We start from the raw sequence: 23,914 nt of genomic DNA, 5'->3' as shown, positions 1-23,914 counted from the left end.
AAAAGCGACTCCGTTAGGTTGAGGTCCTCTCCTTCAAGAAAGGAGAGTTCTTAATCAAATCAATGGAGTCACAAAATGAACAAACCACAAACCCAGACACCGCTTCGCCATGGTCGTGTCACATCCCCTTCCAGCCGTGGTGCAGTCGCCGTGGATCTGGGCCTGCTGGAGACCTGGCAGGTCAATGAAATGGAAGGCGGCAAAAACTTCCCGGCACTGATGGCCGGTCCGTTCCCGGCGCCTTATCAAACCGACAGTGACAGCGTCACTCCACCAGCCGACGGCTTCATCCTCAGCGGTGGCAAGACCGATGCGCGTGACTGCGTCAACTTCACCCACGAGGAAATGGCCAAGAAACTCGGCCGCGCCTTCACCTGGCCGTTGCTCAATGTCGAGCCGGGTCAGACCTTCAAGGTCACCTGGGCATACACCGCGCCGCACACCACCCGTGGCTATCGCTGGCTGATCACCAAGGATGGCTGGGATCCGAAACAACGCATCACCCGCGCACAACTGGAAACCCAGCCGTTCGCTGAAGACTTCTATACCCAGGTGCCGTACTACAGCCATGCAGGCGAACTGAAGGCCAAGGTCAATCATGAAGTGAAACTGCCGGCCAACAAAAAGGGCCAGCATGTGATCGTATTGATGTGGATCGTCGCCAACACCGGCAACGCCTTCTATCAAGCCTTCGACGTGGACTTCAAATAAGCCCGCGCCGTTAAACCCACACGTTCTGAAGGATTAGAACATGTCAAATATTGACTTTACCTCACTGCAATCGCCGCTCAACGACGCCGCTTCGCTGATGCCGAGCATTGCCGGCAAAAAGATCCTCATGGGCTTCTGGCACAACTGGCCTGCCGGCCCGAGCGATGGCTACCAGCGTGGCCAGTTCGCCAATATGAGCCTGGCGGACGTACCAAGGGATTACAACGTGGTGGCCGTGGCCTTCATGAAGGGCAACGGTATCCCGACCTTCAAACCGTACAACCTGTCCGACGCCGAGTTCCGTCGCCAGGTGGGCGTGCTGAACAGCCAGGGCAGGGCGGTGCTGATTTCCCTTGGCGGCGCCGATGCACACATCGAACTGCATAAAGGCAACGAACAGCCACTGGCCAACGAGATTATCCGCCTGGTGGAAACCTATGGCTTTGATGGCCTGGATATCGATCTTGAACAGAGCGCGATTGATTTCGCCGACAACAAGACTGTCCTGCCCGCCGCGTTGAAATTGGTCAAGGACCACTACGCCGGTCAAGGCAAACACTTCATTATCAGCATGGCGCCGGAGTTTCCCTACCTCACCACCGCCGGCAAATACGTCGGGTACATCCAGGCGCTGGAAGGCTATTACGACTTCATCGCCCCACAGTATTACAACCAGGGTGGCGACGGGATCTGGGTGCAGGAGGTCAACAACGGCAACGGTGCCTGGATTGCCCAGAACAACGACGCGATGAAGGAGGACTTCCTGTTTTACCTGACCGAAAGCCTGGTGAGCGGAACGCGCGGGTTTACCAAAATCCCGGCAGACAAGTTCGTGATTGGCCTGCCTGCGAACGTCGATGCGGCTGCCACCGGTTATGTGACCAACCCAGCAGCCGTGACCCATGCATTCAAGCGTTTGTACGACAAAGGATTGTCGATCAAGGGCCTGATGACCTGGTCGGTGAATTGGGACAACGGGATCAGCAAAGACCACGTGCCCTACAACTGGGAATTCAGCCGCCGTTATGGTCCGCTGATCAATGGCACTGCTCTTTCTGGCCTGGAGCAGGACGCAGCGGGTCTGGAGGTCGCCAGTCAGCAATAGCGCAAAGAGACCTCTGGCAGACGTGCCAGAGGTCAAACAGCTAAGCTTCTGATCTGACTAAAATCCGATGCCTGTTTGGGCATCGGATTTTTTGCGTCACGCTCAAATTGCGCTGAGCGCTCCTAAAGCCGATTCACCGCACCAAGCAAGGCCGCTTGTTATCAAAGCCCCAACCCGGAATCAAGAACTGCATCGCCACACTGTCATCTCGTGCCCCAAGGCCCATGCCTTTGTACAGTTCATGAGCCTTGGCCACCGCGTCCATATCGATATCCACACCCAGGCCCGGCTTGGCCGGCACCTTTACGTAACCCCCTTCAATCTTCAGCGGTTCGCGGGTCAGGCGCTGGCCGTCCTGCCAGATCCAGTGGGTGTCGATGGCGGTGATCTCACCCGGGGCGGCCGCAGCCACCTGGGTGAACATCGCCAGGGAAATATCGAAGTGGTTGTTGGAGTGCGAGCCCCAGGTCAGGCCCCACTCGTTGCACATTTGTGCGACGCGCACCGAGCCTTGCATTGTCCAGAAGTGCGGGTCGGCGAGGGGGATGTCCACTGATTGCAGCTGGATGGCGTGGCCCATTTCACGCCAGTCGGTGGCGATCATGTTGGTAGCGGTTTTAAGGCCCGTGGCGCGGCGGAATTCGGCCATGACTTCGCGGCCCGAGTAGCCGTTTTCTGCGCCGCAGGGGTCTTCGGCGTAGGCCAGCACATGATGCTGGTCGCGGCACAGGCGGATGGCTTCTTTCAACGACCAGGCACCGTTTGGGTCAAGGGTGATGCGCGCGTCGGGAAAGCGTTCGGCCAGCGCGGTGACGGCTTCTATTTCGGCGTCGCCACTCAATACGCCGCCCTTGAGCTTGAAATCGTTGAAACCATATTTGGCCTTGGCCGCTTCGGCCAGGCGCACCACCGCGTCGGCGGTCAGAGCTTTTTCATGACGCAGGCGGAACCACTCATCATCGGCGTCGGCCTCGTTGCGGTAAGCCAGGTCGGTGGCGTTGCGATCCCCCACATAGAACAGGTAGCCGAGCATCTTCACCGCGTCGCGTTGCTGGCCTTCGCCAAGCAAGGCGGCCACCGGCACTTCGAGGAACTGGCCCAGCAGGTCGAGCAGAGCGGCCTCCATAGCAGTGACGGCGTGAATGGTAATGCGCAGGTCGAAGGTTTGCAGGCCGCGCCCGGCGGCGTCCCGCGATGCGAAGGTGCTGCGCATCTGGTTAAGCACGCGCTGGTACTGGCCAATCGGCTGACCGATCACCAGGCTGCGTGCATCTTCAAGGGTTTCACGAATGCGCTCGCCGCCGGGCACTTCGCCCACGCCGGTGTTGCCGCTGCTGTCCTTGAGGATGACGATATTGCGCGTGAAGTAGGGGCCGTGGGCACCGCTGAGGTTCAGCAACATGCTGTCGTGGCCGGCGACCGGGATGACCTGGAAATGGGTGACTACAGGGGTATTCATGGCAAGGTCCTTATATACGCTCAAAGGGATTTGCTGATGGCGGCGCCTGAGGGGGCAGCGCTATGTGAGGTCTGCACGACAGAGGGCGACGTCTTGGCGAAAAACACCAGAATGGCCGCAAGCACCGAGGTGCCGGCCAGGCCATACAGCCCGCCCTGGATCGAGCCGGTGGTTTGTTCCAGAAAGCCGAAGGTGGTTGGCGCGACAAAGCCGCCCAGGTTGCCGATGGAGTTGATCAGTGCGATCACGGCGGCGGCGATGCGCACGTCGAGGTAGCCCTGGGGGATCGGCCAGAACAGCGACGACGCGGACTTGAACCCGATGGCCGCAAAGCAGATCGCGACGAAGGCGAATATCGGCCCGCCGGTGGTGGACATGAACATGCCGGCCGCCGCGATCAGCAGGGCCGCCGCGACCCAGGCTTGCTGGAACTTGAACTTGCCCGACAGCGACGCAAAGGCGTACATGGCAATGATGGAGATCAGCCAGGGGATCGAGTTGAAGAAACCCACCTGCACATCACTCAGGTCGCCCATTTTCTTGATGATGCTCGGCAGCCAGAAGGTGGCGGCATAGATCGTCAGTTGAATGCAGAAGTACAGAGCGCAGAACAGCAGGATCTGGCGGTCCTTGAGCAGCTTGCCGATGGTCGGTTTCACCGTGGTCAGGGCTTCACGTTCGCGCTGTTCCTGGTCGATGGCGTCAACCAGGGCGTCCTGTTCTTCGCGGGTCATCCACTTGGCATCATGGGGCTTGGAGTCCAGCCAGAACCACACAAAAAAGCCCAGTGCCACCGAAGCCAGGCCCTCGATACCGAACATCCATTGCCAGCCGTGCAAGCCAAAACCTTCGATCTGCAACAACGCGCCCGACAACGGCCCGGAGATCAACGACGCCACCGCCGAGCCACTGAGGAAAATAGCGATGGCCTTGCCGCGCTCCACGCCGGGCAACCAACGCGTGAAGTAATAGATCACGCCGGGGAAGAACCCGGCTTCCGCCACGCCCAGCAAGAAACGCAGGATGTAGAAGTGGGTTTCGTTCTGGATAAACGCCATCAGCGTGGCGACGATGCCCCAGGTGAACATGATGCGGGTCAGCCAGATACGGGCGCCGACCTTTTGCAGCAGCATGTTGGACGGCACTTCGAACAGCGCATAACCGATGAAGAACAGCCCGGCGCCGAAGCCGTAGGCCGCTGCGCCGATCCCCAGGTCATGCTCCATGTGCGTGCGCACAAAGCCGATATTGACCCGGTCGATGTAGTTGAGGATGAACATGACCACGAACAGTGGCAGCACATGGCGCTTCACTTTGCTCACGGCGCGGGCGAGCACTGAATCACTTTCGGGTACGGCCGATGCTGGGCTTGAATGGCTCACCATTTGAAACTTCCCCCTGATTGTTTTTATGCGGGTTTGGCTGTTTTGTTGACAGACATCATACAAGTGATTTTCCGTGAATCGCAATGCGCCGAGGAGTGAATTTGTTTTTATAAGTACTGTGACGGACCAGTTGGTTCGGTTATTTAACCGTTTTCATTGGTTGTCGTAGCGGGGCTTGTCTGGAGTGTTTTGAGCAGATCAGCAATGCAGTTGGTGAGCATTTGATGTGTTGTCATACAAGTTAAAGGTTTTTTGCAGCAAAAGGGCAGTGCTTCCGGGCAGGGTGATAAGCTTGCTCCTGCCCAACCCTGCGGACCTGTAGTCATGCCCATTGAAAGCCCAACGCCTGTGCGTAAACGCTCCACCAACCTGGCCCAGGGCGTGGTTGAGGCGCTGACCCAGCGCATCCTGCTCGGGCAACTCAAACCCGGTGAAAAACTGCCGTCTGAATCCACCATCGTGCTTGAGCACGGAGTGAGCCGCACCGTGGTGCGTGAAGCCTTGTCCAAGTTGCAGGCGTCGGGGCTGGTGGAGACGCGTCACGGCATCGGCACCTTTGTGCTGGAGCAACACACGCAGCCGGGCCTGCGCCTGCATGTGGACACGGTCGCCAGCGTGCGCAACATGCTCGAATTACGCCTGGGCCTTGAGGTGCAGGCCGTGGCGTTGGCCGCGCTGCGCAGGAGCGACGTGCAGCTGGCCCGTATGCGCCAGGCGCTGGACGACTACCAGGCCTCGCTGGCCAACAACGACAGTTGCGTGGAGGAAGACAAACGCTTTCATCAGCTGATCGCCGAGGCCACCGGCAATACCTTTTTTACCGACATCATGTTGCACCTGGGCAGTGCGATGATCCCGCGCACCCAGGTCAAGGACGCCGAACGCGGCGGCGCAGACTTTGCCCAGCTGGGGCAGTTGGCGAACCTGGAGCACGAGGCGATCTACAACGCCATCAAGCGCCAGGACCCGGATGCCGCGCGGGCGGCCATGGTGCTGCACTTGACCAACAGCCGGGATCGATTTTCCGGGCACTCATAAGGAACCACCGTTGAACCAACACACCTTGTCCATGCGCCTTGAGCGTGTGGCGGCGCACGTGCCAGCCGGCGCACGCCTGGCCGATATCGGCTCGGACCACGCCTACCTGCCGGTGGCCTTGATGCACCGAGGCGCTATTGCGGCGGCCGTGGCGGGGGAAGTGGCCGCTACACCGTTTCACGCAGCCAACCGTACCGTGAACGATAACGGCCTGGCGCAGCACATCACCGTGCGCCTGGCTGATGGCTTGGCAGCAATCGAAGCGGGCGATGATATTACTGTCGTCAGCCTGTGCGGCATGGGCGGCGAGACCATCCGCGACATTCTCGACAGCGGCAAGGCGCACCTCAATGGCCGCGAACGCCTGATCCTGCAACCCAACGGCGGCGAGCAACCCCTGCGCCAATGGCTGATGGAGAACGGCTACCAGATCCTGCATGAGGAGCTGCTGCGGGAAAACCGCTTCTACTATGAAATCATCGTCGCCGAACGCGCCGAGGCGGTCACCTATACCGCCGAGCAGCTGTACTTCGGCCCGTTGCAAATGCAGGCGCGTAGCGAGGAGTTCCTGGCGAAGTGGCAGCGTATAGTGCGCGAAAAACGCAAGACACTGGCCAGCCTCGAACAGGCGCGGCAGGCCGTGCCCGAGCAGAAAGTGCAGGAGATCGTGCAGCAGGTGAAGTGGATCGATCAGTTGCTCGCCTGAGCCACATTCACGGCACTTCACCGCTACCCTGTAGTCTTCTCCTAAATCCCCCAAGGTGTTGCCCGCTATGATCACTGTTCACCACCTCAACAATTCCCGCTCACAACGTATCCTGTGGGTGCTTGAAGAACTGGGCCTGCCCTACGACATCAAACGCTACCAGCGCGACGCCAAGACCAACCTGGCGCCACCTGAACTCAAGGCCATTCACCCCCTGGGCAAATCCCCGGTGATCGAAGACGGTTCCCGCGTGCTGATCGAATCTGCCGCAATCATCGACTACCTGATCCGCCGCCACGGCAACGGCCAACTGCAACCCGACCCGGCCACCGACGCCTACGACAGCTATGTGCAATGGCTGCATTTTGCCGAAGGCTCGGCCATGCTGCCGTTGATGCTCAACCTCTATGTGGGGCGGCTGGGTGAAGCGGGCGCACCGTTGCATCCACGGATTGAATCGGAACTGGTCAACTACCTCGGCTACCTGAATGACGTGCTGGGGCGCACGCCGTACCTGGTGGGCGACGAACTCAGTGGCGCAGATATCCAGATGAGCTTTATCGGTGAAGTGGCCCAGGCCCAGGGTAAATTGCAGGCTTACCCGAACCTGGCGGCGTGGGTCAAAAAGCTCCAGGCGCGCCCGGCTTACCGCAAGGCGGTGGAGCGGGGCGGGGAATATGCGTTCGCCAAATAGCCAGGCGTGAGGAGGACCAATGTGGGAGGGGGCTTGCTCCCGATAGCGGTGGGTCAGCAACAAAAATGCTGACTGACAGACTGCTATCGGGAGCAAGCCCCCTCCCACATTTGGAACCAGTCCCGTGTACGGTAGGTGAACCTTCGAGTTCTCCAGCGCTCACTTAAGAGGTGGCACTGGCTTTTCTCGAAAGGAATCTGCATGCACTCCACCTCGGCAACCGTCCCCGTAGAACGCGAATTGAGCCTGCGGGCAGTCATCACCGGGATCGTGCTGGGTATCCTGCTGACCCCTTCCAACGTGTACGCGGGCTTGAAGATCGGCTGGTCGTTCAACATGTCGATCATCGCCTTGCTGATCGGCTATGGCATCTGGCAGGGCCTGGCCCGGCGTGCCGGCGAGCACCTGCCGTGGACCCTGCACGAGAGCAATATCAACCAGACCGTGGCCTCTGCCGCGGCGTCGATCATTTCCGGCGGGCTGGTCGCGCCCATCCCGGCCTATACCCTGCTCACGGGCAACCAGCTGGCGGCGCTGCCGATGATCGCCTGGGTGTTTTCGGTGAGTTTCCTGGGGGTCTGGATCGCGTGGTACCTGCGGCCTTCATTGCTCAATGACAAGGCGCTGAAGTTTCCCGAAGGCATGGCCACCCTGGAAACCCTGCTGCACATCTACAACCATGGCCGCGAAGCCGCCACGCGCTTGAAAGTGCTGCTCGGCGCGGCGCTGTTGTCCGGATCGGTCAAGTGGGTAGATACCTTTATGTGGGCCTTCCCGCGCTGGTCGCCGAGCCCCGCGTTGGAGCGCCTGACCTTCACCGCCGACCCTTCGCTGCTGTTGCTGGGGTTCGGCGGCATTATCGGCATTCGCGTAGGCCTGACCCTGCTGCTCGGTGCCTTGCTGGCCTGGGGCGGGCTGGGGCCGTGGCTGTTGGCCAACGACCTGGTGAGCCTGCCCGCCGACAGCAACGGTCCGCAATTTGCCGCGCTGGTGGAATGGCTGCTGTGGCCCGGGGTGAGCCTGATGGTGTGTTCCACCTTGGCGTCCCTGGCGATTCGCCTGTGGGCATTGCATCGCTCGACCCGGGCGTCTGGCGGCACGCCGTGGGCGGTTCCCAAGCCCGGGCCTGCCGTGGGGTTTGCCTTGGCGATCGCGCTGGTGGTGAGCCTGCAAGCGCTGTTGTTCGGTATCAACCTTGGGATGGCGCTGCTGACCATTCCCTTGGCGATCTGCCTGGCTGCCGTGGCGGCGCGGGTGGTGGGGGCGACCGGTATTCCGCCGATTGGCGCCATCGGGCAACTGTCCCAGCTGAGCTTTGGCATCGTTGCGCCGGGCCAGGTGCCGATCAACCTGATGAGCGCCAACACCGCCGGCGGTTCGGCGGGGCAGTGCACGGACCTGATGAACGACTTCAAGGTGGGCAAAGCGATTGGCGCGACGCCGCACAAGCAAGTGATCGCCCAGATCCTCGGGATTTTTGTCGGCAGCATCGTCGGCGTATTCGCGTACCTGGCGTTGATCCCTGACCCTCAAACCATGCTGCTCACCGAACAATGGCCGGCCCCGGCCGTCGCCACCTGGAAAGCCGTGGCCCAAACCCTGACCCACGGTTTGGATTCACTGTCCCCCAGCATCCGCTGGGCCATCGGCATTGCAAGCTTGTTCGGTGTGCTGCTGGGCATACTCGACAGCACATTACCCACCCATCGCGCCCGCTATCTGCCCAGTGCGGCAGCCTTGGGACTGGCGTTTGTGTTGCCCGCGTCGGTGTCGCTGATGATGGCCCTGGGCGCGATCATGACCTGGGCGGTGAGCTGTCGCTGGCCGAGCGTGACGCAGCGCTTTGCGATCACGGCAGCGGCGGGGCTGATCGCCGGTGAGAGCATTACCGGCGTGGGCGCGTCGTTGTGGCAGATGCTGGGGAGTGGATGAATGGCCCACGTGGATTTACAACTCTTCACGAATTAAAAAGGCTCATCGTTATAGGCTTGGCGCTGCGATCACTGGATCAAACCCATTCAACTGCGCGTTGAGCCTGCCCCATGAAACTGCCTGCCCTCGCTGCCACGTTTCTCGCCGTTGCTACGCTGCACCCTTTACCCGTGCACGGCGCAGGCCCCATCACCCATGTCGCCATCTACCGTGGCCCGGCAGGTTGCCCGGACTGCTCGGAAAACGTGAAAACCGCCCTGCAGCGTCTCAACCCCAATTACCAGATTGACTTCGTCGGTGCCGACGAACCCATCGACATCACGCCAAAAAACCTGGCGCACTATGACCTCTACGTGCAACCCGGTGGCGGCCAGGACATCCCGGCCGCGCTCGACAGCCTGGGCGATGCACGCGCCGAAGCCATCCGTGGTTACGTCGCCAACGGCGGCCGCTACCTGGGCCTGTGCATGGGCGCCTACCTGGCCGACGACAACAACCTCGGCCTGATCCCCCAGGCGCTCGACACCGAAGCCGGCCGCCCCGGTTTTGAAGTGGCCGGTATCGATGACGCCGCCGTGCGGGTGACGTGGGACGGGCAGCCTGACCATGTGTTTTACCAGGACGGCCCTTACTTTCCCAAAGCCAGCGCCGCGGCGCCCTACAAGGTCATCGCGACCTACCACAATGGTGACGTGGCGGCGGCGCGGTATACCTATGAACGTGGGGTAGTGGTGTTAAGCGGGCCTCACCCGGAAGCCGGACGGGAATGGTTTGAAAATGCCGATATCGAGCTGAGCAAGATGCCGCGTGGAGAGCTGTTCGGGTCGTTGATACGCAGCGCGCAAGAGTAGGGCGCCACGCTCGTCACTTCAGGGGGCCACCCTCACAAATGTCGATATCAGACACGATGGTGGCGTAACCAGGCTACTTGCGCTTGGCCTCGGGCACTTAAGGTGAGGGTCATTGGCCGCCCGAGAACAACAAAAACAATGACTAGCCTCAACTGCAACGATTCCAACGGTCAGCTGGCGCAGGGCTTCAAGCCGCGTCACGTGACCATGTTGTCCATCGCCGGCATCATCGGTGCGGGGTTGTTTGTCGGCTCCGGACACGCCATCGCCGCCGCGGGACCTGCGGTTTTACTGGCTTATCTGTTTTCCGGCCTGCTGGTGGTGCTGGTCATGCGCATGCTGGGGGAGATGGCGGTGGCACGCCCCGACACCGGCTCGTTTTCCACCTACGCCGACCAGGCCATTGGGCCCTGGGCGGGGTTCACCATCGGCTGGTTGTACTGGTGGTTCTGGGTGCTGGTCATTCCCATCGAAGCCTTGGCCGCCGGGCACGTGCTCAACCAGTGGTTCCCTCAGGTCGATGCGTGGCTGTTCGCCTTGGTCTCAATCGTGTTGCTGGTGATCACCAATCTGTTCAGCGTGGCCAAATATGGCGAGTTCGAATTCTGGTTCGCCATGGCCAAGGTGATTGCCATCGTCGGCTTTATCGGCCTGGGTTTCAGCGTGCTCATGGGCTGGATCCCGGATCGTGAAGCCAGCGGCTTGAGCCGCTTGATGGAAGAACACGGCGGTTTTGCCCCCAACGGCCTTTCGGCGGTGGTGGGCGCGTTCATTACCATCATGTTCAGTTTCATTGGTACCGAAGCGGTGACCATCGCCGCAGCCGAATCGAGCAACCCGGCGCAGAACATCGCCAAGGCCACCCGCTCGGTGATCTGGCGCATCGGCGTGTTCTACCTGCTGTCGATCTCCATCGTGATTTCCGTGGTGCCCTGGAACGACCCGCTGCTGGCGTCCGTGGGCTCCTATCAGCGCGCACTGGAACTGATGAATATTCCCAATGCCAAGTTCATGGTCGATGTGGTGGTACTGATTGCGGTAGCCAGTTGCATGAACTCCTCGATCTACATTTCCTCGCGCATGTTGTTTTCCCTGGGCAAACGCGGCGATGCGCCATCGGCCGTTAAAATCACCTCGAAGGCGGGCGTGCCCCGGGCGGCGGTGATTGCCAGCACCATCATCGGTGCGGGCGTCACGTTGCTGAGCTACTTCATGCCAGCCGGTCTGTTCCAGTTCCTGCTCGCCAGCTCCGGCGCCATCGCATTGTTGGTGTACCTGGTGATCGCGATCTCGCAACTGCGTATGCGTCGCTTGCTGCTTCGGCAAAACGTCGAGTTGACCTTTCGCATGTGGCTGTTTCCGTGGCTGACTTACCTGGTGATCGTGTTCATCTGCCTGGCCCTGGGGGTGATGATGGTGACGCCCGAGCACCGCACCGAAGTGTCCTCGACCATTGGCCTGGCGCTGGTGATTTCCTTCATCGGCCTGGTCACGTCGCGCCAGCACAACCGGGCACCCAAGCCGGTGGCGCTGGAACATTCCTGATCACGCCTGCGGGGTAGCGGTGATGGAAACCGAGGCACCTGTTTGCCAGACCATCGGCTTTTTGCTGCTGGACCAATTCACCCTGATATCGCTGTCGTGTGCGGTCGAGCCGCTGCGCATGGCCAACCAATTGGCGGGCGAAGAACTCTACCGCTGGCAAACCCTGAGCCTGGACGGCCAGCCGGTGTGGGCCAGTGATGGCGTATCGGTGACCCCGGATGCGTGCGCGCAGGACCAGCGCGGCTTCGATGCAGTCATTGTGTGCGGCGGCGTCGGCATTCAACAGGCTATCAACCCTGCGCTCATCGCCTGGCTGCGCAGCCAGGCGCGCTTGTACTGCAAACGCCTCGGCGCGGTGTGCACCGGCAGTTGGGCACTGGCCCAGGCGGGGTTGCTCGATGGCTTCCAATGCAGCGTGCATTGGGAGCTGATGGCGTCTATGCAGGAGGCGTTTACCCGCGTCAAGGTCAGCTCCAGCGTGTTCACGCTCGATGGCAACCGCTTCACCAGCTCCGGCGGCACTGCGCCGCTGGACATGATGCTGCACCTGATCGGCGGCGATCACGGGCATACGCTGTCGGCGGCAATTTCCCAGATGTTCGTGTACGAGCGCATTCGCAATGAGCGCGACCACCAACGCGTGCCGCTCAAGCACCTGCTCGGCACGCAACAGCCCAAGCTGCAGGAAGTGGTCGCCCTGATGGAATCCAACCTGGAAGAACCCATCGACCTCGACCAACTGGCCGCCTATGTGCACGTGTCCCGCCGCCAGTTGGAGCGCATGTTTCAGAAGCACCTGTACTGCACGCCATCGCGCTATTACCTCAAACTGCGCCTGACCCGTGCGCGTCAGTTGTTGATGCAGACGCCGATTTCGATTGTCGAGCTGGCGGTGATTTGCGGCTTTGTGTCCACGCCGCATTTTTCCAAGTGCTACCGGGATTTCTTCGGCGTAGCGCCCAGCGATGAGCGCTCGGACATGCGCCTGCATCCGCCCGCCGCAGTGCGACCGGTGACGCCTGCCCCAGTATCGGAACGGCCCAAGAACACGTTGGAGCAGGCGCGTGACGAGCCGACATTTGCGAGTGTGCAGGTTCAAAGGAGATAAGGCCGCGGTGATAGGTATCGACACAACTTTGCGTACGCCCCCTCCCACACAGATCTATGCGCCTCAACGTTCAAATCCACTGGTCATTCAACGCCGTACGCTCACCACCTTCATGCCCGGTATTCAGGATACCCCGCGGCTCGATCATCATCAGCCTGGCTTCTCCCTCGGCCGCCGTCCTGTGCTCAATGCCACGCGGCACCACATACAACTCACCCGGCTTCACATACACCGGGCCGTCCGGCAGGTCGATACGCAGCGTGCCTTCGAGCACCAGGAACGCTTCATCGGTTTCCGGGTGTGAGTGCCAAATGAACTCGCCCTCGATGCGCACCACCTTGAACTGGTAGTCGTTCATTTCGGCCACCACCCTTGGGCTCCATTGCTGGTCGATGAGCGAGGCTTTTTGCGCAAGGTTTACGGGCTGTGCTTGAGTCATGCGGGATCTTCCTGTCGATGAGAAGGCCAGACTATCCGGGCGACAGGTCAGAGGCTTGTACGATCCTGCAACCCCTCCACTCGCACGCCCCCGCATTCCCCATGGGAATGCAGCACATAACATTAATGAATTTTTCTTGCTGCCACGGTTAACGTAATTTGCGTCAAGGCCACGGAGAACCGCCTTGAACTCATCCTCACCCAACCCTGCTGACAAATTCGATACCTCAAGAGCTAACGAGTATGCACGACAAAGCCGTATCGCGCTGGCGGGCTATGACGCGTGCCAGGATCTGGCAGCGTGCATGCTCGCGGCGAGCCTTGGCGATGCCCCTTCGGCCAAGGTACTTGTGGTCGGTGCCGGCGGTACGGCGCAGGAGATCATCGCCATGGCCAGCCTTGAACCGGAATGGCGCTTTATGGCGGTTGATCCCTCCCAGCCGATGCTCGACGCGGCAAGGCAGCAGCTGGAAGCCAACCACTTGCTTGATAGAACAACCCTGCATCTCGGGCCGCTTGAAGACCTGGCAGCAGACGCGTCATACGACGCCGCCACCTTGATCGGTGTGCTTCACCACCTGGAGGGTGATGACGCCAAGGGTCGGATGCTGCAATCGATTCGGGCGCACCTGAAACCGGGTGCACCGCTGATCGTCGCGGGCAATCACTATGCGTATGCCAGCCAGCCGTTGCTGCTGGCGGCGTGGGGCCAACGGTGGCGTCAGCATGGAGCCAGCCCGGACGAAGTGAAGGCCAAGCTCGGCAAAATCCTTCAAGGCGCTGACCCGCCCCATTCCGAAGCGGCGGTTCAGAAACTGTTGCACGACGCCGGGTTTGGCGACGCGACGCGTTTCTTCAGCAGCCTTTTCTGGGGGGCCTGGTTGACGTGTAAAGCGGGGGCGTGAAAGATCGACTTCAGATCGCCCGTAGATTGGCTAATCGTCGACGCCAATCGCCGCCATGCCGAAGGTGGCATTCCTCTTCGGAGTCGAAACTGACGCAGCGGGCGACATTCGGGACGTGCACGTCAGCGTCAACCAGCGCGGCGGTAGTCAGCTCGCGCATACGGGCGTCCGCGCCGGTCGCGAGGGCGTGAGCCTTGCTCGCGACACTGTCGAACACCCAGATCACCCGCAGGCTTTGGGGGAAGGCGCGGTAGTCGACGGTGTGGGTCAACCAGTCGAAGCCCGGGATTTCGACCTTTGCGATCTCGCAGGCGTCGGTCAGGGCTGCAATGAGACGGCGTTCGATACGGGCGTGGTCGCGTGTGGCAGGCGGCATAAAAAAGGAGGTCCGTGAATCCTGGGAGTGGGGTGGGGCGTCAGCCGATAGGCTGATCAGAGCATAGGTATCTACGCAACTTCGGCACGACGCTAAATCTGTGGCGAGGGAGCTTGCTCCCGTGACGGCCTGACAGCCGGCGCATATCCATCTGACGCTCCGAAATCCAAATGTGGGAGCTGGCTTGCCTGCGAAGACGGCCTGCCAGCCGACGCCAATCTACCTGACCCCCCACGATCAACTGTGGGAGCTGGCTTGCCTGCGATGGCGGCCTGCCAGCCGACGCCAATCTACCGGACACCCCGCAATCAAACTGTGGGAGCGGGCTTGCTCGCGAAGGCGGCCTTATAGGCGACACAGCTATACCGTGTACATATCCATTCCTGCGGTAACGGCCACCTAGGGTTCCGCCCTGACGGCGGCTCACTTTTGAAAAGCCGGAATGCCGGCCCAGGCAAAAGTAAGCAAAACGCTCTTGCCCCACCACTCGGCACCTCGCTTAGGCTCGGTGTGCCCGAACACAGTCTTGAATCCGTGGGCCGCCGCCACGCGCCATCCATGGCGCGGGGCGGCTAACCCGGCGTCCTGCCGGGTTACCCACGAATTCAAGCCTGCGTTCGGCCAGCGTGGTTTAACGGGGCGCCTGAGATCAAGATCAAAAGCAGATCAAGATCAAGAGCGGCTCGCTTCGCATCGTGGTTGCCGTTGAGCGCTACAGAGTTGTCTGGATACCTATGCTGATCAGAGCGGGCGCGATTGAAGCGCGGTACGCAAGCGTTGCCACTCATTCCAGCAGTCCTCGGCAACGATATCCGGGTAACCCCGTTCTTGTTCCATCGCCAACGCGGTGGAGAAGGTTACCGCAATGCAAGTGGCCTGGTCGCGGAGATCGCAGACTTCGACTTCGTTTAGGGGGGCGCCTTTTTTCGATTCGGCGGCCGTCAGCACGGCGGCAAGGGCGGGGACAAAAACCAGGCAGAGGGGCTCGGTAGACATCAGCTTTTTCCTGAGTAGGGTGGGTGGTGCGCTTATTCTTCAGAGTTGATCAACGACCTCAACGTATGGTCCTCCCAAACGCCAGCAATCTTCAGATAGGCTCGCGCATGTCCTTCCTTTTCAAACCCCAGCGACTCCAGAAGGCGCTCACTTCGCACATTGCGGGGTAAATGATTGGCCATGATCCGGTGAAGGCCCAGTTGCTCAAAACAGTGACGGTTGGTGACCTGAAGTGTTTTTTTCATCAAGCCGCGACCCTGGGCAGATTCCGCCAATGAGAAGCCGAGATGACAGGCCTGAAAAACGCCCCTCACAATGTTCGTGTAGTTACACCGCGCTAGAACCTCTCCGCTCTTGGGTTCAAGCAAGAGGAAACACAGAGCGTTGCCAGCGTGCATATTGTTTACCTGCTGCTCGACCCTGGCCCTGGCGTTGCCAGTGGTGAAGTATTCCTCGTCCCTGAGCGGCTCCCAGGGTTGCAGATGCCTGCGGTTGACGCGTTCGTAACGGCTGACCTTCTCGAAATCGTCACGTGACAAAGGCCGAAGGCAGTAGCCCTCAACGCAATACTCCATAAGCCCCTCCAGATTGATCAATGGCCCCACCTCACTGCGTAGCCGCAAAGAATAGCGCCGCTGCGCGTAAAGCGACCCCTTTCATGGCAAACAGGTCTACCATGCCAGCCCCGGCAGTGGTTCCACTCGCTCCCGAACTCCATTTTTCAAGGTAGCGATAATGTCCATCGACCAGATCTCCCTCCCCAAAGGCGTCGGCCCCCACGCCGCCAAGCTGCTTGACGCCATTACTGGCGCCTCCACCCATGAAGAACTTAACCGCGCTGGCGGTAAAGCCGAGGGTTTTGTGCTGGGGCTGGAGGCCACCAAGGCGATCAAAAGCCAAATTGCAGAGTCGCTGTACGTGGCGTATGACGACGCGGCGAGCAATCGGGCTGGTGAACTGAAGGGCTAGTGCACGTCAGCCCATGGTTCCGGAATGAGCGCCAATCGCCGGAATAGGCTGACGAACATAATAATTGTCGAATTCACTGCTTTCGATGAACTGGAAGCCATGGCGGGTATAAAAGCGATTCGAAGCGCTTTCCTTGAGAGCACCCACTTTTAAAGGAAGCGCCGCCGCATCCGCCTCTTTGAAAACCTGAGTGAGAACAGCAGACCCTACCCCTGACCCTTGCGCGCTCGGCCTTACATACAAGTGGTCGAGCAAGAGTTCATTGGGGTGATGTTTGACCACTACGAAACCCACCCGCTCTCCAGCTGCCTCGATGTAGCGTGTATTGCGAGCTTCAAAGCCGCCAAGAAACCGCTCCCGCGCACGGACCGGATCAAACCGCCCAACACGCTCCAGACTTTCGCGCATGGCCTCGATTCGAATGGCTACCAGATTATCCAAGTCGCTTTGTTGAACCGGGACCAAAATGATGGGGGAGTTTTGATTGGGTGCGACGGGCATATTGTGTGCTCCAACTACCATCCTGGGGGCCCAGTATAGGGAGCCGGATACTGATGAAGCGACCCGCATGGTATGTTCACGGCATAAATGGAGTAACGGCCCCCAGGAAGGAAATTGCAATGCCAGTGGACACCCACCCAATCCGCATTCTCTCGCAACGCCTGAGTATCGAGCCCTTCTGTGAGCAGGACGCTGTTGAGTCCTTCGCTTGTATCACCGCGTCTCTGACTCGCTACATGTCCTGGGAACCGCCTGCCTCACTGGAAGAGTACGCGCACGTCTGGGGGCAGTGGCTGCCTGCGATAGCGGATGGCAGCGACATCGTGTTCACGGTCAGGGAGCGGGGGAATGCTCGTTTTGCCGGCTTGGTTGGGTTGCACCATACCGGCAGTGAAATACCGGAGTTGGGTATCTGGATCCGTGAAGATAAACATGGGTTGGGGTTTGGTGGTGAAGCGGTGCGGGCGGTTGTTCAGTGGGCTAGCCAGTGGGTGGTGGCAAAGTACTTTATCTACCCTGTTGCGACGCAGAATCGTGCGAGTCGACGTATTGCCGAAGCTTTGGGGGGAGTGGTCATCGAGAGGCAGATGGCGGAGAAATATGATTCGGTTGTGTATCAGATACCGGGGGTTTAACCCTGGGAATCAGGCTGTCCGGATGCCTGCCTTTGGCCGAGGGCTGCCCCTCGTGACCGGCTGATATCGACCAGAAGCGGACGTCCGTGAGCACCGTTTACAAGCTGATCCGGTCTTTTGTTGCCTGAGCTTTTGACAAGCTCGATTATGCCGGGGCTGGCCGGGTCAGTCGGCCTGGTCTTCCTCAAGCCTATTGCGCAGGTGGTTTAGAACCTGATGGGTAGTCTGGATAGCATCGATGTCCAACCCCTCCGCCAGCTCATTAATCCAGGGCGTCTGAAGATTCATCGCCAGATCGAATGCTTCTCTTCCAGCGTCAGTCAGGACAACCAACTGCGCCCTGCGGTGGTGCGGGTTCGGCTGAAACTCCAGCAGTCCATCCTTCACCAGATCGTTAACGATCCGCTGAACGTTTTGCCGATTTGCCCCCATGTCGCGAGCAATCCATGAAACCGGTTGTGCTCGTTCGGCGTACACAATAGTACCCAGTAGTTGCCAGCGGGCGCTTGTCAGACCTAGCTCTGCGACGAGTCGATCGCCTGCAGTAAGCAGACGCGCACTTGCTCGAAAGATCTCAAGAACCAGATCGCTCATGGCGCGTCCTGGGGGGGTGTAGTTTGTCTTTTTCATGGCGCGAATCCTTCCACGTTGACACCATGATGTCAATCGCAGTAGGTTTGGAACTTGAAAACCAAATTGTCATCATGATTACAATATAGAGGTCGCCATGCTTTCTATTCGCCCCCTTGATCCGATCGTGCCCATCACTCAGCAGCTGCATTGCAGCGAAGCTCCAGTGGTATTGATCAACCTCTTCACTGTCGACGCAGACGATATACCTGACCTCCTTTGCGCATGGGAGCTGGATGCCAACTGGATGAAACAACGTGCCGGTTTCATCTCCACGCAGCTCCATCAGGCCATCGGTGGCAGCAACATGTTCTTGAATTACGCCGTATGGGAATCGGTAGAGCGGTTTCGCGATGCTTTCAATCATCCAGAATTCACCAATGCCTTGGCGCGGTATCCCTCAAGTGCCTTGGCCATGCCGCATCTGTTCACCAAGGTAGCGGTGTCGAACATCTGCACGGCCTGAGTATTAACTAACTGTCTGACGGTATTAGATAAATGCTTAGACGATTACATCTGATCTCCAGCACGCTTGCACTGATGTGCATCGCCACCTTTTTTCTGTCGACTATTTTTGTCGAGCTCATCGGATCCGGACATTCGATAGCCTCACTCAAGCACCTGATCGTGAGTCCCGGGCTTTGGATACTGGTACCGACAATGATTGCGACCGGTGCAAGTGGAGTGCTAATGAGTCGGAAACGACAAGGACGACTGGTCGCTTTGAAGAAGAAACGTATGCCATTCATTGCCGCCAATGGCCTGCTGGTTCTGATGCCGTGCGCCATTGTGCTTAACCAATGGGCGTCGGCGGGAAGCTTCGATACGCGTTTTTACCTCGTACAGGTAATCGAACTGATCGCAGGGGCCACCAATCTCGCATTAATGGGGTTGAATATGCGTGACGGCCTGCGCCTCAGCGGCCGACTGCTGCGGGTTGCACGTCACAGACAGTAAGCTGAATACTTGTTTCTGCTTGTCTAAAAGAGTGGAAAAGGGGACGGATTTATTTCTAGGAAAATAAATCCGTCCCCTTTTCGATTGGAATCAAACGCCCGGTCAGCCACATCAATTCAACGTTACGCTGGGCTTCTCGCTCCAAGCGCCGGCTCGACTGAATTCGGTTGAGATAGCCGTAGATGTAGATCTTCAGCAGGATCGCAGGGTGATAACCAGGTCGGCCTGTATCAGCAGGAATAGCGCTATCAAACCCCAAATTGACTAAGTCGAGTTCGTCGACAAAGACGTCGACTACGCGAACCGGATTGGTATCACTGACGTAGTCGTCAAGGCTTCGGGAAGCAGGGTGCTTTGTCCGCGATAGTCACCTTGGATGAAACGTTTCATAGGCAATCCTCCGTTATCACTTTGGGCAATCGTAGCAACGTTGGAAGACTCTTGATGTACTCTGATGCAAGAAAGTAATGCTAGTAAATTTGGAGCTTAAGGACCTGCCCATGGATGTGATTTCAGCGCACCTATTTTCTACAAATCACCGTACTCAAATTGAAGGAAGCGATCACTGTGGCTGTTTTTACTGCTTAGGTGTGTTTTCGCCCTCAGAAATCACTGAGTGGGTTGATCTAGATAGCACCGCTCTGTGTCCGAAGTGCGGGATCGACTCGGTCATCGGTTCAGCATCCAGTCTGCCGATTACCCCTGAATTTCTTTCGAAAATGCACGCACACTGGTTCTAGAATATCCCGTCATTCGACGGCATCCCTTCGGTTTGAGCCCTACAGACTAGCTTTACCTTAGTGCCGCACGTTTCTGCTAAGTATTTACACACTCTGGGCCGAAAGCAGTCGCCGCTCTCGTCATCGCAGAGGGTTTTGTGCCGAGGCTGAATCCACCAAAGTCATCAAGCGCCAAATCGCCGAGTCGTTGTATATGGCTTACAACGACGCGGCGAGTCATCGGCCTAATGAATTGAAGAACTGATCATCAGCCAGGGCACGGCACTTCGCGGTCGAGGAGTCTGGCGGTAAGCAGTACGCCCAGTTCGCTCAGTTGGTGGATGGCGAGGGCGATGTCGCGGTGTTTGCCGTTGAGGTCTTCGGACAGGTCGAGCAGCAGGGTGCTGACGCTGGTGAAGGTTTCATAGCTGTTGGTGATGAGGGTTTCGTTGCTGGCGTTGGGGGCAACGGCGAAAAGCGTTGTTGAATCTGCTTTTGACATGAGTAGACATCCAGAGTGAGGCCACCACCTTTCCGCTACTAAACAGTGGGTGGCAGCTGTACGCAGGTTAGTAGACCGGTGGATATCTAAAGCCGGCGCGCCCGAAGACGCCCTACGCACAGCCACCATCAAGCACAGACACCGTCTGATTGGTGAAACTCATGCACTTATCGATACCCAAGCTCAGGCTACTAAACCCGATCACTGAACAATTCAGCGACCGAGCCACCTTAGAGACGGCCACCTCAGCGCACAAGCCGGCGGATTCTGACGCACGCGTAGGCAATGGAGCAAGGTGCGGCAGGGGAATCGGATTTTGCCTTCAGGCGCTGCGTGATCGTTTGGGGTTTTCGCGAGCAAGCTCGCTCTTACAGGAGTGACCTTGCAGTGTTCATCACCTCAAACGAAATTGTTAGCATTGAACGAGGTTCATATTGGAGGCAGGGATGGATGAAACGATATGAGGTTCAACGGATCACACACCTTCCGCGCCAGATACAAGCGCTGGAAAAGGAAGCCGTTGGGGAGGGTTTCAGGTTCCTCACTCGTCTGATTAACGAATGGCACTCTGGAGCAAACCGCTTTGATGCACCAGGCGAGTGTCTGATGGCGGCCTATTTGAATCAGCAACTGATAGGCATCGGAGGTCTTTCAGTTGATCCCTATGCTGAAAATAATGTGGCCAGACTGCGACGGATGTACGTCGCCGCTTCGTCAAGGGGGCAACACGTCGGACAGACGCTGGTAAAGGCGCTTGTTGAACGTGCCGCTCTCAGGTTTCAGGTCGTGCGTCTTTTCACGGATACGGTTGAAGGAAGCGCCTTTTATGAGCGCTGTGGCTTCAAGCGAACAGATGATGCTCAGGCGACTCATATCATGCGGCTTGGCGGTTTCTGAGGCACTGGCTGCAATGGCAATGGCAATGGCTCACGGCGTTAGGCGTGGCCGATAGCTTGTAAGTGACGGGATTGAGAGAGCAACCGCACAACACTGCGGCCTCGCCGCAGCACTGCGGGGTTGCTACGCCAACGCCTACACCGTCCCGAAACGCACCTCCACCGACAGGCTGCCCCTGTTATCGCTCAGGCCAGCCCCGTAGCGCCCGGCCAGATCGTCGTTGATGCACAATTGCAGCTCTCCCTGCTGGCCACGCGGCAATTGCGCCTGGTTGCCCACCAGGAACGGCGCGCCGCTGGGGCCGATACGCCCGATCAACGCGCCTTCCGGTTGACCGGGCAAGGTATAGCCGGGTTTGGCGGTCAGGCCTGGGTGGCCCGCCGCGCCGACCATGCCGGTGCCCGGGTTGGCCGTCCACTGCCCACCGGTGCACACCGCCAGTTGCCAGCTATGCCCGTTGACCTGCACGCCGGTGCCTTGCCAGGCCTGGTTGGCCTGCACCTGCACGGTACGCTTGAGCAGATCGCTGGCGACCACGTCGGCGGCCTGGAAGGTCAGCGCAGTGATGGTCAGGGTCGGGTTGGCGGTGCCGGTGGAGGGGAACACGCCGTCGCCGACCAGGAACAGGTTGGGGTGGTCCCAACTGCGCTGGTCCTTGTCCACCACCGAATATCTGCGGTCCGAGCCCATGCGGTAGGTGCCCATCAGGTGGCCAGCACCGTAAAACGCGTAGTTCTGGTGGTCGTATTCGAACATCGTTTGCGCGCCGAGCTTTGGGTCGAGCTTGGGGTTCAGGTTGGTCAGTTCGGTGGCGCCCATCAGCTTGGTGATGATATGCGTGGCGGCCAGGCGCGCCTGCTTGAAGCCCTCCTTGGTGTAGTCGGACAGTTCGTAGGCGATCTGCGGCCTGGTCAGGCCCAAGCCGTCGGTGAACCCCTTGGCTCTCTCTACCCGGCACAGCGCTTTGTCGGGGTCTTTCTCGACCTGCTCGATCAAGAAGGCCAGACGGAACTGGCGGGTCAGCACGCTGTTGAGCTGGCGCACCAGCTCCACGCCGGACAACGTCTTTTTATCAGGGTTGGCGCCACCTTTGTTGGTGCCGTCGATGAAATCGCAGACCGTGGCGTACGGATCATTCGCCGACCAATTCCAGCCCTCGTTGCCGATCTCGATACGCCAGGCGGCACGCTGGCTGCGGAACGGGCCATCGCGCATGTCTTCGATCCCCGAGGTGGACAACGGCCCACGGAACGGGAACAGCGGCTTGCCTTCGGGCATCAGGCCCCAGGCCAGGTACACCGGGTGGTCGGCCAACGACTTGCCGACCTGGCCGCTGCTGTTGGCCACGCCGTTGGGTCTGTCCGGGCTGGTCGAGTTGAGCAGAAGCTTCGGCGTTTCGATCGCATGGGCGGCGATCACGTAGCGCTTGCCCTGAGCCGTGCCGTTCTGTTGCGTGCCGTTGTTCTGGTACTGGATGAAATCGATCCCCGTGACCCCATGGGCATCGACCTGCACCTTGCTCGCCACGCACTGGTAGAGGATCCGCACGTTGCCGGTATCCAGTGCCTTGGCCATGGTCACGGTGGCGTCGTACTTGGCCTGGATCGGGCAGATCGGCGTGCAGCTGGTGTTGCCGGCGCATACCCGGCGACCGTTGTCGTTCTGCGAGTTGCGCCCGGCTGGAGTTTGCCGCACTTTTAGGGTGATGCCCTGGTACTGCGTGCCATCGACGGCTTTGCCCACGCCCTGGTCGACCAACGACGGCGGGATGCCGTGCATGCTGTATTGATAGCCCTGCGGGAAGGTCACGCCCAGGTAGGTCTGCGACGCCACATCAGCGGACACGCCCATCTCTTCCTCGGCGCGGCAGTAGGCAGTCTGCAGGTCGTCGTAGCTGATCGGCCAGTCGACCCCGACCTTGTACTTGCTTTGCATACGAAAGTCGTTGGGCAACAGGCGCAGGGCCGTGCCCATCCAGTGCCACATGGTACCGCCGCCTACCCGCTCGTAGGTGCTGGCGAACAGTTGCTTGCCCGTTTGTACCAGGTAGCTCTTCTGCACCTTGTTCGGGTCGTCGCTGCCGGCGGTGATCAAGTCCTGGATAGTCGCTCGCGGGGCGAACTGTTTGGCTGGGGTCTGCTCGGACTGCTCCGGTGGGTAGGGCGACTCGGGCGCCTTGAGCACGGCCGTGTAGAAGCGCTCCAGGTACTCGCTGCGGTTGGGCGGTATCGCCGGGCCCGACTCGAGCACCAGCACTTTCAAGCCAGCCAGGCCCAACTGATAGGCCATGACGCTGCCGGCCATGCCGGCGCCCACGACGATTACATCGGCGGTTTCGATGTTCTGGGTGTTTAGAGTGCTCATGGCTGCTGCCCTGCCTTGGCGTCGACACCGGTGAATTGCTTGAGGGTCGGTGGCTGCTCGTTCCAGTAGCCGAAGTGGTACTGGCTGTAGCCCATAGGGTGAGATTGGGCGATCTTCCACGCCCAGCTTTCCTTGTAGGCCTGGTCAGAGACCACGCGAACGTCACCCTTGTGGGCGTTGCCCTGGTCATAAGGCTGGTACCAGCTGCCAAGCAGCCACAGCTTCATGATCGAGCGGGCACCCTGGGCGATCTGCGCGTCCGAACTGCCGAGTACGGCGCTGGCGATTTGCGCAGGCGTTTGGTCCTTGACGCTGGCGTACAGCGTCAGCAGGTTGCTGAACGCTGCGGTACCCATGCCTTGCTGGGCAGTGGCCAAGAACAGCGGCGGCAGGTTGATCGGGTCCACCGAAGGCGCCAGCAGTTTGGCTGACAGGCCAGTGAGCACAGCGGACAGGTCGATGAAGTTCTTCAGGTTCGGGTCGCTCATGGC

The 23,914-nt window shown here is 59.5% G+C and carries 25 protein-coding genes and 2 pseudogenes; 15 read left to right on the top strand and 12 right to left on the bottom strand.

What is annotated here, in order from left to right; translation table 11 throughout:
• Positions 1–75: 75 nt before the first annotated feature.
• Together PSEBG33_RS08950 and PSEBG33_RS08955 are read left to right on the top strand one after the other, a co-directional pair.
• Positions 76–711, top strand: coding sequence for a lytic polysaccharide monooxygenase auxiliary activity family 9 protein (locus PSEBG33_RS08950; RefSeq protein WP_005789853.1), 636 nt, complete (start codon positions 76–78; stop codon positions 709–711).
• 40 nt (positions 712–751) lie between these two features.
• Positions 752–1,753 (top strand): annotated as a pseudogene (locus tag PSEBG33_RS08955) (chitinase); the annotation flags it as partial.
• A 196-nt stretch (positions 1,754–1,949) separates the two neighbouring features.
• Here PSEBG33_RS08955 and gudD read toward each other — a convergent pair.
• Together gudD and PSEBG33_RS08965 are read right to left on the bottom strand one after the other, a co-directional pair.
• Positions 1,950–3,275 (bottom strand): glucarate dehydratase, encoded by a 1,326-nt coding sequence (gudD, locus tag PSEBG33_RS08960; RefSeq protein WP_005789850.1) that lies wholly within the window; start codon positions 3,273–3,275, stop codon positions 1,950–1,952.
• A gap of 20 nt (positions 3,276–3,295) precedes the next feature.
• On the bottom strand, positions 3,296–4,657 hold the full coding sequence (locus PSEBG33_RS08965) for an MFS transporter (RefSeq protein ID WP_005789849.1): 1,362 nt from the start codon (positions 4,655–4,657) through the stop codon (positions 3,296–3,298).
• A gap of 327 nt (positions 4,658–4,984) precedes the next feature.
• Here PSEBG33_RS08965 and PSEBG33_RS08970 point away from each other — a divergent pair, with 327 nt between their 5' ends.
• The 7 genes from PSEBG33_RS08970 to PSEBG33_RS09000 all read left to right on the top strand — a co-directional run bounded on the left by PSEBG33_RS08970 (position 4,985) and on the right by PSEBG33_RS09000 (position 12,534).
• Complete coding sequence (locus PSEBG33_RS08970) at positions 4,985–5,698, top strand: FadR/GntR family transcriptional regulator (RefSeq protein ID WP_005789846.1); 714 nt, start codon at positions 4,985–4,987, stop codon at positions 5,696–5,698.
• A 10-nt stretch (positions 5,699–5,708) separates the two neighbouring features.
• Complete coding sequence (locus tag PSEBG33_RS08975) at positions 5,709–6,404, top strand: tRNA (adenine(22)-N(1))-methyltransferase (protein ID WP_005789844.1); 696 nt, start codon at positions 5,709–5,711, stop codon at positions 6,402–6,404.
• A gap of 67 nt (positions 6,405–6,471) precedes the next feature.
• Complete coding sequence (locus PSEBG33_RS08980; protein WP_005789842.1) at positions 6,472–7,098, top strand: glutathione S-transferase family protein; 627 nt, start codon at positions 6,472–6,474, stop codon at positions 7,096–7,098.
• A gap of 201 nt (positions 7,099–7,299) precedes the next feature.
• Positions 7,300–9,030 (top strand): OPT family oligopeptide transporter, encoded by a 1,731-nt coding sequence (locus PSEBG33_RS08985; protein WP_005789840.1) that lies wholly within the window; start codon positions 7,300–7,302, stop codon positions 9,028–9,030.
• A gap of 110 nt (positions 9,031–9,140) precedes the next feature.
• The gene (locus PSEBG33_RS08990; protein ID WP_005789839.1) at positions 9,141–9,881 is read left to right on the top strand and encodes a BPL-N domain-containing protein; all 741 of its coding nucleotides are present in this window, start codon (positions 9,141–9,143) and stop codon (positions 9,879–9,881) included.
• A gap of 138 nt (positions 9,882–10,019) precedes the next feature.
• The gene (locus tag PSEBG33_RS08995) at positions 10,020–11,426 is read left to right on the top strand and encodes an amino acid permease (RefSeq protein WP_005789837.1); all 1,407 of its coding nucleotides are present in this window, start codon (positions 10,020–10,022) and stop codon (positions 11,424–11,426) included.
• A 22-nt stretch (positions 11,427–11,448) separates the two neighbouring features.
• Positions 11,449–12,534: a GlxA family transcriptional regulator gene (locus PSEBG33_RS09000; RefSeq protein ID WP_005789835.1), complete on the top strand. Its 1,086-nt coding sequence runs from the start codon at positions 11,449–11,451 to the stop codon at positions 12,532–12,534.
• A gap of 70 nt (positions 12,535–12,604) precedes the next feature.
• On the opposite strand, the gene PSEBG33_RS09005 is transcribed toward PSEBG33_RS09000, so the two are convergent.
• Positions 12,605–12,973: a cupin domain-containing protein gene (locus PSEBG33_RS09005; protein WP_005789834.1), complete on the bottom strand. Its 369-nt coding sequence runs from the start codon at positions 12,971–12,973 to the stop codon at positions 12,605–12,607.
• A 184-nt stretch (positions 12,974–13,157) separates the two neighbouring features.
• On the opposite strand from PSEBG33_RS09005, the gene PSEBG33_RS09010 reads away from it, so the two are divergent.
• Positions 13,158–13,877: a class I SAM-dependent methyltransferase gene (locus PSEBG33_RS09010; RefSeq protein ID WP_005789832.1), complete on the top strand. Its 720-nt coding sequence runs from the start codon at positions 13,158–13,160 to the stop codon at positions 13,875–13,877.
• Positions 13,878–13,887: 10 nt separating this feature from the next.
• Here the strand turns inward: PSEBG33_RS09010 and PSEBG33_RS09015 are convergent, their stop codons facing one another.
• From PSEBG33_RS09015 to PSEBG33_RS09025, 3 genes are all read right to left on the bottom strand, one after another.
• Positions 13,888–14,253, bottom strand: coding sequence for a hypothetical protein (locus PSEBG33_RS09015; RefSeq protein ID WP_005789830.1), 366 nt, complete (start codon positions 14,251–14,253; stop codon positions 13,888–13,890).
• A gap of 741 nt (positions 14,254–14,994) precedes the next feature.
• A complete protein-coding gene (locus PSEBG33_RS09020; RefSeq protein WP_005789826.1) occupies positions 14,995–15,249 on the bottom strand; it encodes a hypothetical protein in 255 nt (84 codons plus the stop codon).
• A gap of 32 nt (positions 15,250–15,281) precedes the next feature.
• Positions 15,282–15,824, bottom strand: coding sequence for a GNAT family N-acetyltransferase (locus PSEBG33_RS09025; protein ID WP_005789824.1), 543 nt, complete (start codon positions 15,822–15,824; stop codon positions 15,282–15,284).
• 160 nt (positions 15,825–15,984) lie between these two features.
• Between PSEBG33_RS09025 and PSEBG33_RS09030 the strand changes: the two genes are divergently transcribed.
• Complete coding sequence (locus tag PSEBG33_RS09030) at positions 15,985–16,218, top strand: hypothetical protein (protein ID WP_003192651.1); 234 nt, start codon at positions 15,985–15,987, stop codon at positions 16,216–16,218.
• 6 nt (positions 16,219–16,224) lie between these two features.
• Here the strand turns inward: PSEBG33_RS09030 and PSEBG33_RS09035 are convergent, their stop codons facing one another.
• Complete coding sequence (locus PSEBG33_RS09035) at positions 16,225–16,719, bottom strand: GNAT family N-acetyltransferase (protein WP_005789822.1); 495 nt, start codon at positions 16,717–16,719, stop codon at positions 16,225–16,227.
• Between the two features lie 119 nt (positions 16,720–16,838).
• Here PSEBG33_RS09035 and PSEBG33_RS09040 point away from each other — a divergent pair, with 119 nt between their 5' ends.
• Positions 16,839–17,354, top strand: a complete 516-nt coding sequence (locus PSEBG33_RS09040; RefSeq protein WP_005789820.1) for a GNAT family N-acetyltransferase — start codon at positions 16,839–16,841, stop codon at positions 17,352–17,354.
• Positions 17,355–17,519: 165 nt separating this feature from the next.
• On the opposite strand, the gene PSEBG33_RS09045 is transcribed toward PSEBG33_RS09040, so the two are convergent.
• The gene (locus PSEBG33_RS09045; RefSeq protein ID WP_005789819.1) at positions 17,520–17,984 is read right to left on the bottom strand and encodes a MarR family winged helix-turn-helix transcriptional regulator; all 465 of its coding nucleotides are present in this window, start codon (positions 17,982–17,984) and stop codon (positions 17,520–17,522) included.
• A 97-nt stretch (positions 17,985–18,081) separates the two neighbouring features.
• On the opposite strand from PSEBG33_RS09045, the gene PSEBG33_RS09050 reads away from it, so the two are divergent.
• Both PSEBG33_RS09050 and PSEBG33_RS09055 read left to right on the top strand, forming a co-directional pair.
• Positions 18,082–18,450, top strand: a complete 369-nt coding sequence (locus tag PSEBG33_RS09050) for an antibiotic biosynthesis monooxygenase family protein (RefSeq protein WP_005789817.1) — start codon at positions 18,082–18,084, stop codon at positions 18,448–18,450.
• Positions 18,451–18,482: 32 nt separating this feature from the next.
• Complete coding sequence (locus PSEBG33_RS09055; RefSeq protein WP_005789815.1) at positions 18,483–18,941, top strand: hypothetical protein; 459 nt, start codon at positions 18,483–18,485, stop codon at positions 18,939–18,941.
• 85 nt (positions 18,942–19,026) lie between these two features.
• On the opposite strand, the pseudogene PSEBG33_RS28900 reads toward PSEBG33_RS09055, so the two are convergent.
• A pseudogene (locus tag PSEBG33_RS28900) lies at positions 19,027–19,331 on the bottom strand (transposase); the annotation flags it as partial.
• Positions 19,332–19,928: 597 nt separating this feature from the next.
• A complete protein-coding gene (locus PSEBG33_RS27605; RefSeq protein ID WP_032803652.1) occupies positions 19,929–20,162 on the bottom strand; it encodes a DUF6124 family protein in 234 nt (77 codons plus the stop codon).
• 450 nt (positions 20,163–20,612) lie between these two features.
• On the opposite strand from PSEBG33_RS27605, the gene PSEBG33_RS09060 reads away from it, so the two are divergent.
• Complete coding sequence (locus tag PSEBG33_RS09060; protein WP_005789810.1) at positions 20,613–21,059, top strand: GNAT family N-acetyltransferase; 447 nt, start codon at positions 20,613–20,615, stop codon at positions 21,057–21,059.
• Between the two features lie 135 nt (positions 21,060–21,194).
• On the opposite strand, the gene PSEBG33_RS09065 is transcribed toward PSEBG33_RS09060, so the two are convergent.
• Both PSEBG33_RS09065 and PSEBG33_RS09070 read right to left on the bottom strand, forming a co-directional pair.
• Complete coding sequence (locus PSEBG33_RS09065) at positions 21,195–23,423, bottom strand: GMC oxidoreductase (protein WP_005789807.1); 2,229 nt, start codon at positions 23,421–23,423, stop codon at positions 21,195–21,197.
• Positions 23,420–23,911 carry a hypothetical protein gene (locus PSEBG33_RS09070; RefSeq protein ID WP_005789806.1) on the bottom strand — a complete coding sequence of 164 codons (492 nt, stop codon included), beginning with the start codon at positions 23,909–23,911 and terminating at the stop codon, positions 23,420–23,422. Before PSEBG33_RS09070 ends, PSEBG33_RS09065 begins: the two co-directional genes overlap by 4 nt.
• Positions 23,912–23,914 lie beyond the last annotated feature (3 nt).

Origin of the sequence: Pseudomonas synxantha BG33R (assembly GCF_000263715.2) — a bacterium.
In the GTDB taxonomy this organism is placed as follows: domain Bacteria; phylum Pseudomonadota; class Gammaproteobacteria; order Pseudomonadales; family Pseudomonadaceae; genus Aquipseudomonas; species Aquipseudomonas synxantha_A.
Note: the sequence above shows the minus strand (reverse complement) of the source record. Positions and strands in the feature narration are given on the sequence as shown.